This window comes from Franzmannia qiaohouensis (genome assembly GCF_031451695.1).
In the GTDB taxonomy this organism is placed as follows: Bacteria; Pseudomonadota; Gammaproteobacteria; order Pseudomonadales; family Halomonadaceae; genus Franzmannia; species Franzmannia qiaohouensis.
In genome coordinates this window covers 38,451-51,572 of the sequence record NZ_JARWAM010000018.1, presented here as the reverse complement: position 1 = coordinate 51,572, position 13,122 = coordinate 38,451, and the positions used below count along the sequence as shown (strand labels likewise).

The following is a 13,122-nucleotide window of genomic DNA, read 5'->3' as shown; positions in this document are numbered from 1 at the left end:
CGTGAAACATGACCTGACCCATCTGCCCCGGGCCGGCGATACCGTTGCCGGCCGCCCGGGCACATCGCCTGAGGCGCTGGAGGCCAACTTCAGCGACCTGCATCCGCCGCTGAACCCGCGCCAGGCGATGATCGAGAGCCAGCGCTGCCTGTACTGCTATGACGCCCCTTGCGTCGAGGCGTGCCCGTCGGATATCGACATCCCACGCTTCATCCGCCAGATCAGCGAGGACAATATCGACGGCGCTGCGCACACCATCCTCGAACAGAACATCCTCGGCGGCAGCTGTGCCCGGGTCTGCCCCACCGAGATCCTCTGCGAGCAGCGCTGCGTACGCAATCACGATGCCGAGTGCCAGCCGGTGCTGATCGGCCTGCTGCAGCGCTATGCCACCGATCACGCGCGCTTCGACGGCCATCCGTTCCAGCGCGCCGCCGACAGCGGCTACCAGGTGGCGGTGGTCGGGGCCGGGCCGGCAGGGCTGGCCTGCGCCCACCGGCTGGCGATGCTCGGCCACCGGGTCACCGTCTTCGAGGCCGAGGCCAAGCCCGGCGGGCTCAACGAGTACGGCATCGCCCGCTACAAGATGACCGACGACTTCGCGCGCAAGGAGGTCGAGTTCCTGCTCGAGATTGGCGGCATCGAGATGCGCTACGGCCAGCGTCTTGGCCACGACCTCAGCCTCGCGCAATTGCATAGCGACTATGACAGCGTGTTTCTCGGCCTCGGCCTGGGTGCCAGCCGCCAGCTGGGGCTGACCGGCGAGGATGCGCCGGGCCTTGCAGCGGCCGTGGACTACATCAAGATCCTGCGCCAGAGCGACGACCTGGCCCAGCTCCCGCTGGCTCGCCGCTGCGTGGTGATCGGCGCCGGCAACACCGCCATCGACATGGCGACTCAGATGGCACGCCTGGGCGCCGACGAGGTGACTCTGGTCTATCGGCGCGGCGTGGAAGCCATGTCGGCCACCGGCCACGAGCAGGAGATCGCCAAGGCCAACGGCGTGCGCATGCTGACCTGGGCGACGCCGCGTGAGGTGCTGCTTGACGCCGAAGGCCGCGTGAGCGGCATGCGCTTCGAAAGAACCCACGCCACCGAGGGGCAACTGCAAGGCACCGGCGAGACCTTCGAGGTCGAGGCCGACGCGATATTCAAGGCCATCGGCCAGGGCTTCGATGGCGACAGCCTGAGCGACCCGGCGGCCAGTGAACTGGCCCGCGACGGCGAGCGCATCCGCGTCGACGACGCCTTTCGCACCTCGCTGCCGCGGGTCTACGCCGGTGGCGACTGTGTCGCCCCCGGCCAGGATCTCACCGTCCAGGCCGTGCAGCACGGCAAGCTGGCCGCCCACGCCATTCATCAGGATCTCTTGGCCAAGCAGGAGGCCGCATGAACACTCGCACGGACCACCTCGTCAACGGCGTCGACCTGTCCATCGACTTCGCCGGAATCAAGTCCCCCAACCCTTTCTGGCTGGCCTCGGCCCCGCCCACCGACAAGGCCTACAACGTCGAGCGCGCCTATCGCGCGGGCTGGGGCGGCGTGGTCTGGAAGACCCTCGGCGAGGATCCACCCGCGGTCAACGTCTCGTCGCGCTACTCGGCGCACTTCGGCAAGAACCGCGAGGTGCTGGGCTTCAACAATATCGAGCTGATCACCGATCGCTCGCTGGCGATCAACCTGGAGGAGATCGCCCGGGTCAAGCGCGACTGGCCGGACCGCGCGCTGATCGTCTCGATCATGGTGCCCTGCGAGGAAGCCGCCTGGCAGCATATCCTGCCGCTGGTGGAGGCGACCGGCGCCGATGGCATCGAGCTCAACCTGGGCTGCCCCCACGGCATGCCGGAGCGCGGCATGGGCGCGGCGGTGGGCCAGAACCCCGACCTGATCGAGCAGGTGGCGCGCTGGTGCAAGCAGTATTATTCCAAACCGGTGATCGTCAAGCTGACGCCCAACATCACCGATATCCGCGTTGCCGCCCAGGCCGCCCTGCGCGGCGGCGCCGATGCGGTGTCGCTGATCAACACCATCAACTCGATCACCAGCATCGATCTCGACAACATGGTAGCCAAGCCCACCGTGGGCCAGCAGAGCACCCACGGCGGCTACTGTGGTAGTGCGGTCAAGCCCATCGCCCTGAACATGGTCGCCGAGATCGCCCGCGACGCCCCTACCCGGGACCTGCCGATCTCGGGTATCGGTGGCATCTCGGACTGGCGCGATGCCGCGGAGTTCGTGGCCCTCGGCGCCGGCAGCGTGCAGGTGTGTACCGCCGCCATGCTGCATGGGTTTCGCATCGTCGAGGAGATGAAGGACGGCCTGTCGCGGTGGATGGCCGAGCAGGGCTATCGCTCGCTCGATGAGTTCAGCGGCAAGGCGGTGGCCAACACCACCGACTGGAAGCACCTCGACATGAACTTCAAGACCATCGCGCATATCGACCAGGACAAGTGCATCTCATGCGGGCGCTGCTACATTGCCTGCGAGGACACCTCTCACCAGTCGATCGCCCAGCTGATCGACGCCAGCGGGGCGCGGCGCTACGAGGTGATCGAGGAGGAGTGCGTGGGCTGCAACCTGTGCCAGATCACCTGCCCGGTGCAGGACTGCATCAGCATGCTGCCCCAGCAGACCGGCAAGCCCTATATGAGCTGGGACCAGGACCCGCGCAACCCCTTCCGCCAGGCCAGCTAAGTACCGGCTGATCGCCCCGACCGCACTGCCAAGGGCAGTGCGGTCGGGGCGTCTGCAATGAGATGACGCGTACCGGTATGCCCGGTGCCCCTCGCGAGGGTAGAGCAATGGCCATTCTTGGACAGACTCATAGACCAAGTGCTGATTTTTTCAGCGCCCCCTAAAGTCGCGCCTAGCCAAGCCGATTTGGTGAGTGCTTATCGCCAGTAAACCCAGCACTCCCGTGAGACAATAAAATATGGCTTCTTCGGCTCCCAAAGCCTCGTTCTTGCTAGGCCTGCAGACTCGTATTCTGGCACTCGTGCTACTCCCCTTATTGCTGACCACCGGCAGCCTGGTGGCCCTGGATGCATATACCCGCATCCAGAGCAGTCATGACGCCCTCGAGCGGCAGCGTGAACTGCTCATCGAAACCCGCCAGGCGGGTGTGCGAGACGTGGTGGAAAGCGCCCGCACGGCCATCCAGCCAGTGTTGTCGAACCACAATCTCAGCGACGCCGAGCGCCAGGAGCAGGCAGCTGAAATCGTGCGTGCCATTAGCTTCGAAGGCGACAACTACGTGTTCATCTATCAGTATGACGGACTCAACGTGGTCACAGCCCCCATGCCCGATCGAGAGGGCACCAACATGCTGGGCGTTCAGGCACCCGACGGCGCCTATATCATCAGCGACCTGATCGATGTTGCGCAGCAAGGCGGCGGCTATTACGCCTATCCGTGGGAGCACCCAGCCACAGGCACGATAGAGCCGAAGTATTCCTATGCCACCAGCGTGCCGGAATTCGACTGGATGATCGGCGCAGGCGTCTATACCACCGATATCGATGCCGCCATGGCCAGCGCCGAGGCCCAGGCGGCAGTCGAGCTGCGCCGTTCGCTTCTGACCTCTGCCCTGGCAGGGCTTTTGATCTTCGCTGGCGTATCAGTGATCGCCATCTGGCTGGTGCGACGCACGGTACAGCCGATCCGCCGCACCGCCGCAGCCATGCGCGACATCGCTAAAGGTCAGGGCGATCTGACTCGTCGCCTGAAAGTGGAGAGTCGCGACGAAATCGGCGAACTGGCAGCCCAGTTCAATGCCTTCGTAGCACGGATGCAAGACACCCTGCGCGACGTGCGCCGCAGCACCACTAGTGTGCAACAGGCCGCCCAGGAAATAGCCCAGGGCAGCGACGAACTGGCCACACGTACCGAACAGGCCGCAGCCAACCTTCAGGAAACATCGGCCTCCATGGAAGAGATCACGGCAACGGTCAACCACAGCACGGAATCGGCCGAGCAGGCCAACCAGCTGGTTCAATCCACGGCAACAGTGGCCCGTGAAGGGGAAACCGCGATGAAGAGTGTCGAGCGCACCATGAGTGATATCGATGCTTCGGCCAGCCGCATCAGTGAGATTATTACACTGATTGATGGCATCGCTTTCCAAACCAACATATTAGCGCTCAACGCCTCGGTTGAAGCAGCCCGGGCCGGTGAACATGGCCGCGGTTTCGCCGTGGTCGCCCAGGAAGTGCGCACCCTGGCTAGTCGAAGCGGCGATGCGGCACGCGAAATCCGAACCCTGATCGACGCTTCTGTTTCACATACGCGGGAGGGCAGCACTATCGTCAAGCAGGCTGGCGCCACCATGCAGGAAATTGTTAGCAGCGTTGCGCGAGTCACCGATGTGATTGCCGAAATCAGCGCCGGCGCTCAGGAGCAAAACGAGGGTATCGGTCAGATCAACACGGCCGTGGCAGAAATGGACACCATGACCCAGCAGAATGCTGCAATGGTGCAGCAGACCTCCTCGGCCGCCATGCAAATGCGCAACCATGCCGAGCATCTGAGCACCATGATCGGGACCTTCGTGCTAGGCGAGGATATCCAATCTGCAGCCACCCTTCCGGGGAGCAACAGCCCGCCCAGGTTGCAACGCGCTAGCAATAAAAAAACCGAGGAATGGGAAACATTCTGAGCCGCCCTCGCTGGCACACTCAGTCCGACCAGCTAAGCATTGGCTGATCGCCCCGACCGCACTGCCAAGGGCAGTGCGGTCGCGCTTGTGCACTACCCTGTCCCTGTCGACAGGGCGACAGCATTGCCACTTCGACCTCGGCAGCCTGAAGCGCCTCGGCGCTGGTCAACCTAGGCCGACAGGCCGATGCCGCGCAGGATCACCGATGTCACCGACTGTACCGCCCGCTCGAACTGGATATCATCGAGCGGACAGTCGTCGTTGAGCAGCGCAATCTGGTAGTCGAAGTCGGCATAGTGCTGGGTCGAGGCCCAGATCATGTAAAGCAGGTGCGACGGCTCCACCGGCAGAATCTTGCCGCTGTCGACCCACTCGCGAATCTTGGCCTCCTTGAGCTTGGCCCACTCGTAGAGATTGTCGCGCAGGCGCTCCTGAAGCACCGGCGCGCCCTGCATGACCTCGGCTGCCCAGACCTTGGAGCCATAGGCGCGATTGCGCGAGTGCTGCATCTTGGCGCGAATATAGCTCGACAGGACGATACGTGGGTCGTCGTAGAGCTCGAAGCACAGCGCGTCCTGCTTCCAGACCTCGAGCAACCCCAGCAGTACCTCGCGATACAGCTCCTCCTTGGTCGCGAAGTAGTAGTGCACGTTCGACTTGGGCAGGTCAGCCAACTGAGCAATATCGCCCATGGCGGCGCCCGCATACCCTTTCTCGGCGAAGACCCGCTCGGCGGCGAGCAGGATCTTCTCGACATTGCGGCGACGAATATCGCCCTTCTTCTTGGCCATCCCGTCTCCTTGCACCCCGTCTCACGCTGAACGCTGGCCACCGCCCGCCGGCGAGGCTCTATCCAGCGTACCATTTTCCACCCCCAGGGCGGCGCAAGCACGCCCAAGCCGACGCCTAGCCGCCCCAGTTTCCTGCACCCTGGCATGGCGGAGCCCCACGGTCGTTGCACCAACATGCACCATGCAGCGCAGCATAGTGCGCGCCAATAACAACACAAGGCATTGAATAAAAAGAAAAACACAAGAAGCGGCAAACTAATTGCTTGATGAATGACAGATATTGACGTGGACCAGGCTCAAATCGAGTACGAGTGCGTCGACCTGACCTTCAACGGCGAAGGCCCTGATCGTGAGTTCGACCGTCACTTGACGAGGCTAGTCCCATGGATATTCGCAACAAGGCCAACAAGATCCGCCTGTTGAGCTTCAACACCCCCCAGATGCGGGCCTTCCACTTCTCGTGGTTCGCCTTCCATATTTGTTTCTTTGGCTGGTTCGGTATCGCCCCACTGATGGCAGTGGTCCGTGAAGACCTCTCGCTGACCCAGACCCAGATCGGCAACACCATCATCGCCTCTGTCGCCATTACCGTGATCGTACGCCTGCTGATCGGCGTGCTCTGCGACCGTATCGGCCCACGCAAAGCTTACTCCGGGCTGCTGATCCTCGGTTCGATTCCGGTGATGGGGATCGGCTTCGCCAACAGTTTCGAAACCTTCCTGCTGGCACGCCTGGCCATCGGTGCCATCGGTGCCTCCTTCGTCATCACCCAGTACCACACCACCATGATGTTCGCGCCCAACGTGGTGGGCACCGCCAACGCCACCAGCGCCGGCTGGGGTAACCTGGGCGGTGGTACCACGCAAATCCTGATGCCGCTGATCTTCTCCGGCCTGCTGATGCTGGGTGTCAGCGAAACGCTCGGCTGGCGCCTGGCGATGGTAGTACCCGGCGTGGTGCTGTTCATCACCGGTATCTGCTACTACCGCTTCACCCAGGATGCGCCCAACGGCAACTTCGAGGACCTGCGCGCCCGTGGCGAGCTACCCCAGGCAGACGGCGAAAGCGGTGCCGGCCAGACCTTCCTGGCGGCCGCCAAGGACATCCGCGTCTGGGCGCTGTTCGTGGTCTATGCCATCTGCTTCGGCGTCGAGTTGACCATCAACAACATTGCCGCCATCTACTTCTTCGATCACTTCGACCTGACCCTGGCCACCGCCGGCCTGATTGCCGGGCTGTTCGGCTTGATGAATGTCTTCGCGCGTACCATGGGCGGCATCTTCTCCGACCTCTTCGCACGCAACGGCGGCCTCAAGGGCCGTGTGCGCTGGCTGTTCATCGCCCTGGTGTGCGAAGGCATCGCCCTGGTCGCTTTCTCGCAGATGCACGTGCTCTCCTACGCCATTGGCATCATGCTGGTCTTCAGCCTGTTCGTGCAGATGGCCGAGGGCGCGACCTACGGCGTGGTGCCCTTCATCAACAAGCGCGCGCTGGGTGCCGTGGCCGGCATCGTCGGTGCCGGCGGCAACGTCGGCGCCGTGGCAGCGGCCTTCCTGTTCCGCTCGGAAGCCATCACCTATCAGCAGGGGCTGTTCTACCTCGGGCTGATCGTGCTGGTGCTGGCCTCCTGTGCGCTGCTGGTGCGCTTCTCTCCGGAGACCGAAGCCGAAGAGGCCGCCGCCTACCAGGATGCGGTGGGCGAAAACACCGGTGCCGGGGCACTCTCGCTGCGCTGAGCGTAACCCGCGCCAACACAGGCTCGGCTCGACAGCAAGCCGCCGCTCGCAAGGGCGGCGGCTTGCGTGACGGGAGATGATGCGTCATTTACTCAGGAGGTCTCGCCCATGAACCCAGCCCACCGCCTGCTGCAAGCCGCCAAGCGTAGCGAGATCGACAACCTGCAGCACCTCGCCACCACCTGCGAACTGGTCGGCGATATCAGCCGCTTCATTCATGCGCTGCAGAAAGAGCGCGGCGCCTCGAATGTGTTTCTCGCCTCCCATGCCCAGCGCTTTGCCAAGCGTCGCCTGGAGCGGATTGCCGACAGCCTCACCCGCGAGCGGGCCATTCGCGAGCGCCTCGACCACCTCCCGCAGTACGCCGCAAGCAATGCCCGCCTGCTCAAGCGCATCGCCTGTGTATGGGTCGCCCTCGACGACCTGGCCGGCCTGCGCCGCGACATCGAGTCGCTGGCGATCAGCGCCGATGCTGCGACGCGCACCTACAACCGGTTGATCGGGGGGCTGCTGGCCGTGGTCTTCGATGCCGCCGACACCGCCGACGACCCCGACGTGACCCGCTCGCTGGTGGCCATCTTCCACTTCATGCAGGGCAAGGAACTGGCTGGCCAGGAGCGCGCCTGCGGGGCCATCGGGTTTACCGCCGGTGAGTTCGATGCTCCCCACCGCCAGCTACTGCTGCAGCTGATCGACGCCCAGCAGCGCTGCTTCGATACCTTCAGCGAATTTGCCAGCGACGCCGCCCGGGAGTATTGGCAGCAGCAGCTGTCGCTGCGTACCCAGGACGGCATCCAACAGCTGCGCGAGCGCGCCTGCACCGACGCTGCGCAGCAGCTGGACCGCGACCTGGGTGAGACCTGGTACGAGCTGACGACCGCACGCATCGATGCCATGCAGCAGGTCGAGGCGCAGCTGGCCGCCGAGCTCTCGCAGCTCTGTCATCGCAAGATCGAGCAGGCCCAGGCCGACATCAACGACCAGCAGCAGTTGGACGCCTCGCTTCAGGATGCGATCAAACACTGCTCGACCTGCGAACAGCTGGCCGACCTCTTCCCACAGGAGGCCACCCACGAGCTCGGCCAATTGACCGCCAATGCCGTGGAATCGAGGCTCAACCGGGCCCTGATTGACCTGATGCAATCCCAGAATGCGCGACTGCAGCATATCAGCGATGAGCTGGAGAACACCCGCAAGACGCTTCGCGAACGCAAGCTGATCGACCGTGCCAAGGGCATGATCATGGAGCATCAGCAGATGAGCGAAGAGGAGGCGTATCGTTTCATGCGCAAGGCCTCCATGGACCAGAGCAAGAGCATGGCCGAGATGGCCAAGACCATCATCGACCTGGCCGATATCCTACAAAAACGTCAGGCCTGAGGGCGTAAGTGGTGCGATGCATCATCGAGGCGCACCAACACAACGCCAAGAGAGATATCACCGAGCCCAGGCCACTATACGCAAGTCCTTGTTAGCGAAAGAAACAGCACCATTACGGGTAAAAATGGCACCCTAACTGCAACGGTATTGGCGTACGCTGAGTCAACGACGGTTCAGCTCCCAGGCAGTTTTCAATACCGGACAACGGCGTCTGATAAGAGCCTCCCAGTGAGTGGAGGCTTATATCAGACGCCGTTTCTTTGTTTGGAGCCATCATATGAACAACAACAGATTCAAGGGCTACTCCCCTCAGCGTCGTCGCTTCCTGAAAAACTCCGCCACCCTGGTCGGCGGCTCGGCGCTGCTAAGCAGTTTGCCGGTGAGCTGGGCCTTTGCCGACGGCAAGCCGGAGACCACTGCGGCCAAGCTCGGCTTTATCGCCCTGACCGATGCCGCCCCGCTGTTCGTCGCTGACGAGAAGGGCTTCTTCGCCAAGCACGGCATGACCGATGTCGAGGTACTCAAGCAGTCGTCCTGGGGCACCACCCGCGACAACCTGGTGCTCGGCTCACAGCGCAACGGCATCGATGGTGCGCATATCCTCACCCCCATGCCCTACCTGATCAGCTCCGGTGCGGTCACACCCAACAACCAACCGGTGCCGATGAGCATCCTGGCGCGCCTCAATCTCAACGGCCAGTGCATCTCGGTGGGTAGCGACTATGCCGACCTCGAGGTGCAGCTCGACACCCGTGAATTCGGCCAGGCCCTGGCCGAGAAACGCGCCGGCGGCGACGAAGCCAGTGCTGCCATGACCTTCCCCGGCGGTACCCATGACATGTGGATTCGCTACTGGATGGCGGCGGGCGGCATCGATCCCGACCGTGACGTATCGACCATCACCATTCCGCCCGCCCAGATGGTCGCCAATATGCGCGTTGGCAGCATGGATACCTTCTGCGTCTGCGAGCCATGGAACAACCAGCTGGTCAACCAGGGAATCGGCTATACCGCCAATACCACCGGCGAACTATGGAACGATCACCCGGAAAAAGCCTTCGCCATGCGCAGTGACTACGTGGAAGCCAATCCCAATGCGACCCAGGCCTTGTTGATGGCGATCATGGAGGCACAGATGTGGTGCGAGGATCCTGCCAACCATGAAGAGATGGCACAGATCTGCTCGCGCCGGCGCTGGATTCACGCCCCTTATGGCGACCTTATCGATCGTATTCAAGGTAACTTCGACTACGGCACTGGCCGAGTCGTCGAAGATCATCCGCAGATGATGCGCTACTGGGATCGTCATGCCTCTTACCCCTACAAGAGCCACGATCTTTGGTTCCTGACCGAGAACAAGCGCTGGGGATATCTGCCGCAAGACATGGACAGTGCCGCCCTGGTCGAGCAGGTCAATCGCGAGGATCTGTGGCGCCAAGCCGCCGACCGACTCGGCGTGGCATCAAGCGATATTCCCGACTCGACCTCGCGAGGCATCGAGACCTTCTTCGATGGCAAGACCTTCGATCCCGAGAATCCCCAGGCCTACCTCGACAGCCTCGAGATCAAGCGCCTGACCTGAGCCTAATCGACACCCACCGACTCACTCATACCGGAGAATCGCCATGCGCGCTTCACCTAGCACCGATAGCGCCAGTCGCCCACTGCTGGGTGGCTGGACACCCAACCTCCAGGGCATCAGGGACGCCCTGGTCCAGAAGCTCCTGCCACCGGTGATCATCCTCGCCGTGCTCGGGGCGATCTGGGAAATCCTGTGCTCCTCACCTGGGGCAACCCTGCCCCCACCCTCCCAGGTGCTCACCGACACCTGGGAGCTGATCGTCAATCCCTTCTATGACTACGGTGGCAACGACAAGGGCATGGGCTGGCAGATACTGGCCAGCCTCGAGCGGGTCGCCTACGGCTATTTGCTGGCGGTGGTGGCCGGCATCAGCCTGGGCGTACTGGTCGGCCAGTCTACCTGGGCCATGCGCGGGCTCGACCCGGTCTTCCAGGTGCTGCGCACCGTACCACCGCTGGCCTGGCTGCCGATTTCTCTGGCCGGCTTCCAGGACAGCACACCGTCGGCGATCTTCGTGATCTTCATCACCGCCATCTGGCCGATCATCATCAACACCTCGGTCGGAGTACGTAACATCCCCGAGGACTACCGCAACGTCGCCCGAGTGATACGCCTCAACGGCATGGAGTATTTCACCCGCATCATGCTGCCGGCCGCCGCGCCCTATATCTTCTCCGGCCTGCGCATCGGCGTGGGCTTGTCGTGGCTGGCCATCGTCGCCGCCGAGATGCTGATCGGCGGCGTGGGCATCGGCTTCTTCATCTGGGATGCCTGGAACGCCTCGATGATCAGCGACATCGTGCTGGCGCTGATCTACGTCGGCATCGTCGGCTTCATCCTCGACCGCATGGTCGGGTACATCGGCAACCGCGTCACCCGCGGCACCGCCCAGGGCTAACGGAGACTCCCCATGACCCAACGCTATCTCAGCATCGAACAGGTCGACATGACCTTTCACACCAAGGGTGGCTCGAGCAACGTGCTCAAGGGCATCAACCTCAGCGTCGCCCGCGGCGAGTACATCTCGATCATCGGCCACTCCGGCTGCGGCAAGTCGACCCTGCTCAACATCATTGCCGGGTTGACCGAATCCACCTCCGGCGCAGTGATCCTCGACGGCAAGGAGGTCAACGCCCCGGGCCCCGATCGCAGCGTGGTGTTCCAGAATCACTCGCTGCTGCCGTGGCTGACCGTGTATGAGAATGTCGCCCTGGCGGTCAACAAGACCTGTGCGCGTACCAAGAGCAAGGCCGAGCGCCACGCCTGGATCCTCAAGAACCTGGAAATGGTTGGCATGGGCCACGCGCTCGACAAGCGCCCGGCGGAGATCTCCGGTGGCATGAAACAGCGCGTCGGTATCGCCCGGGCGCTGTCCATGGAGCCCAAGGTACTGCTGCTCGACGAGCCCTTCGGCGCCCTCGACGCCCTGACCCGCGCCCACCTTCAGGAGGAGGTGATGCGGATCCAGGATGAGCTCGGCAACACCGTGATCATGATCACCCACGACGTCGACGAAGCGGTGCTGCTCTCAGACCGCATCGTGATGCTCACCAACGGCCCCTCGGCGCGTATCGGTGAAGTTCTCGACATCGACCTGCCGCGGCCACGCAACCGCATCACCCTGGCCGATGATCCTGCCTACAACCACTACCGCCAGGAGGTGCTGCGATTCCTCTACGAGAAGCAGCGTAAGGTCGAGCAGCTCGCCGAACGGCGCGACAAAGCCCCCACCGCCGAGGCCGCCAAGGCCCGCGCCTGAAGACAGCCGCGCCGCCTTCGGGCGGCGCGGCCATTCCCCGCATGACAACAAAAGTGGCAGCCCGGCGGGTGTCGAGCCATGCTCATAGCCATCGCCCGCGACACGGAGCCCGCCCAGTGACAGATTCCCCACGCGTCACGGTATTTTACGACGAGCGCATGCTGGCCCATGAGCCAAGCGCCGATGCAGCTTTCCTGCCTGGCCGCATGGATACCCGCATCCGCCAACTGCTCTCAGGGCTCGGCGTGCCCTGGAAGTACCCCGAGCATCCCGGCCGACTTACCGCCATCAGCCAGTTCCTGGCCCTTGCGCCACTTCAGGGCGTCACCTTCGCGACGGGAAAAGCGGCCACCGCCGAGCAGCTAGGTCGCGTTCATACCTCGTCGTACCTCGAGCAGGTGTACAAGCTACGCGGCCAGTATGCCTGGCTGGACGTGGATACCACCGCGGTATCGCCGGGCAGCGTGGATGCTGCGGAAGTGGCCGCCGGCACCGCGATTGCCGCCGTCGAGTCGGTGGTCGCTGGCGCAAGCGACAGCACCTTCGCCCTGGTACGCCCACCGGGGCACCACGCCGAGCCGGTGCGTGCCCGAGGCTTCTGCCTGTTCAACAATGTGGCAGTGGCCGCCGCCCACGCCAAGGCGGCGCTGGGCTGCCAGCGCATCATGATTCTCGATTGGGATGCGCATCACGGCAACGGCACCCAGGACATCTTCTGGGCCGACCCCGATGTGCTGCTCATCGACCTGCACCGCGGCGCCCCCTTCTATCCCGGCTCCGGTAGCCTGGAAGAGGTCGGTGAAGGACTCGGAGAGGGCACCACCGTCAACATTCCGCTGCCGGCCGATGCCGGCGACGCGGCCTACCTGCTGGCCTTCGAACGCATCATCGAACCCGCAGCGGACTGGTTCAAGCCCGACCTGATCCTGGTCTCGGCAGGCTTCGACCCACACGCCCACGACCTGGCACTCAACGTTTCCTACCGCGGCTTCGCCTCGATGACACACCGCCTCAAGCAGCTTGCCGCCCGCCACAGCCAGGGCCGGCTGGTGTTCGTGCTCGAAGGCGGCTACAACCTGATTTCGCTTTCACACGGCGTCAAGGCGGTGCTCGAAGTGCTCGCAGGCGCAGTTCCGCCGCCGCCGGGCGAGTGCGGCATCGCCGAGGTCGAGGCCGCCGCGGCCTTTCACCGCGGTGCCTTTGTCGATTCGTGACGTAAC

10 protein-coding genes are annotated in these 13,122 nt (G+C 63.5%); 9 read left to right on the top strand and 1 reads right to left on the bottom strand.

Annotation, left to right across the window (positions count from 1 at the left end; all coding sequences use genetic code 11):
• Nucleotide 1 precedes the first annotated feature (1 nt).
• The 3 genes from QC821_RS19430 to QC821_RS19420 all read left to right on the top strand — a co-directional run bounded on the left by QC821_RS19430 (nucleotide 2) and on the right by QC821_RS19420 (nucleotide 4,654).
• A complete protein-coding gene (locus tag QC821_RS19430) occupies nucleotides 2-1,393 on the top strand; it encodes an NAD(P)-dependent oxidoreductase (protein WP_422720131.1) in 1,392 nt (463 codons plus the stop codon).
• Nucleotides 1,390-2,694, top strand: a complete 1,305-nt coding sequence (gene preA, locus QC821_RS19425) for an NAD-dependent dihydropyrimidine dehydrogenase subunit PreA (RefSeq protein ID WP_309724824.1) — start codon at nucleotides 1,390-1,392, stop codon at nucleotides 2,692-2,694. Before QC821_RS19430 ends, preA begins: the two co-directional genes overlap by 4 nt.
• Nucleotides 2,695-2,932: 238 nt before the next feature.
• Nucleotides 2,933-4,654 (top strand): methyl-accepting chemotaxis protein, encoded by a 1,722-nt coding sequence (locus tag QC821_RS19420; RefSeq protein WP_309724823.1) that lies wholly within the window; start codon nucleotides 2,933-2,935, stop codon nucleotides 4,652-4,654.
• 170 nt (nucleotides 4,655-4,824) lie between these two features.
• Here QC821_RS19420 and QC821_RS19415 read toward each other — a convergent pair whose 3' ends face one another.
• On the bottom strand, nucleotides 4,825-5,445 hold the full coding sequence (locus tag QC821_RS19415; protein ID WP_309724821.1) for a TetR/AcrR family transcriptional regulator: 621 nt from the start codon (nucleotides 5,443-5,445) through the stop codon (nucleotides 4,825-4,827).
• Nucleotides 5,446-5,828: 383 nt separating this feature from the next.
• On the opposite strand from QC821_RS19415, the gene QC821_RS19410 reads away from it, so the two are divergent.
• The 6 genes from QC821_RS19410 to QC821_RS19385 all read left to right on the top strand — a co-directional run bounded on the left by QC821_RS19410 (nucleotide 5,829) and on the right by QC821_RS19385 (nucleotide 13,116).
• Entirely contained in the window at nucleotides 5,829-7,181 is a 1,353-nt protein-coding gene (locus QC821_RS19410) for a NarK family nitrate/nitrite MFS transporter (RefSeq protein ID WP_309724819.1), read from the top strand.
• Nucleotides 7,182-7,289: 108 nt separating this feature from the next.
• Nucleotides 7,290-8,561 carry a nitrate- and nitrite sensing domain-containing protein gene (locus QC821_RS19405; protein ID WP_309724817.1) on the top strand — a complete coding sequence of 424 codons (1,272 nt, stop codon included), beginning with the start codon at nucleotides 7,290-7,292 and terminating at the stop codon, nucleotides 8,559-8,561.
• 277 nt (nucleotides 8,562-8,838) lie between these two features.
• Nucleotides 8,839-10,143 carry a CmpA/NrtA family ABC transporter substrate-binding protein gene (locus QC821_RS19400; protein WP_309724815.1) on the top strand — a complete coding sequence of 435 codons (1,305 nt, stop codon included), beginning with the start codon at nucleotides 8,839-8,841 and terminating at the stop codon, nucleotides 10,141-10,143.
• Between the two features lie 43 nt (nucleotides 10,144-10,186).
• A complete protein-coding gene (gene ntrB, locus QC821_RS19395; RefSeq protein WP_309724813.1) occupies nucleotides 10,187-11,041 on the top strand; it encodes a nitrate ABC transporter permease in 855 nt (284 codons plus the stop codon).
• 12 nt (nucleotides 11,042-11,053) lie between these two features.
• Nucleotides 11,054-11,902, top strand: a complete 849-nt coding sequence (locus tag QC821_RS19390) for an ABC transporter ATP-binding protein (RefSeq protein ID WP_309724811.1) — start codon at nucleotides 11,054-11,056, stop codon at nucleotides 11,900-11,902.
• Between the two features lie 116 nt (nucleotides 11,903-12,018).
• On the top strand, nucleotides 12,019-13,116 hold the full coding sequence (locus QC821_RS19385) for a histone deacetylase family protein (RefSeq protein ID WP_309724809.1): 1,098 nt from the start codon (nucleotides 12,019-12,021) through the stop codon (nucleotides 13,114-13,116).
• Nucleotides 13,117-13,122: the final 6 nt, after the last annotated feature.

Bases quoted from the DNA above. Each gene is read 5' to 3' on its own strand.
- preA (WP_309724824.1), top strand. From the start codon at position 1,390: ATGAACACTCGCACGGACCACCTCGTCAACGGCGTCGACCTGTCCATC.
- QC821_RS19400 (WP_309724815.1), top strand. From the start codon at position 8,839: ATGAACAACAACAGATTCAAGGGCTACTCCCCTCAGCGTCGTCGCTTC.
- QC821_RS19390 (WP_309724811.1), top strand. From the start codon at position 11,054: ATGACCCAACGCTATCTCAGCATCGAACAGGTCGACATGACCTTTCAC.
- ntrB (WP_309724813.1), top strand. From the start codon at position 10,187: ATGCGCGCTTCACCTAGCACCGATAGCGCCAGTCGCCCACTGCTGGGT.
- QC821_RS19405 (WP_309724817.1), top strand. From the start codon at position 7,290: ATGAACCCAGCCCACCGCCTGCTGCAAGCCGCCAAGCGTAGCGAGATC.
- QC821_RS19415 (WP_309724821.1), bottom strand. From the start codon at position 5,445: ATGGCCAAGAAGAAGGGCGATATTCGTCGCCGCAATGTCGAGAAGATC.
- QC821_RS19410 (WP_309724819.1), top strand. From the start codon at position 5,829: ATGGATATTCGCAACAAGGCCAACAAGATCCGCCTGTTGAGCTTCAAC.
- QC821_RS19420 (WP_309724823.1), top strand. From the start codon at position 2,933: ATGGCTTCTTCGGCTCCCAAAGCCTCGTTCTTGCTAGGCCTGCAGACT.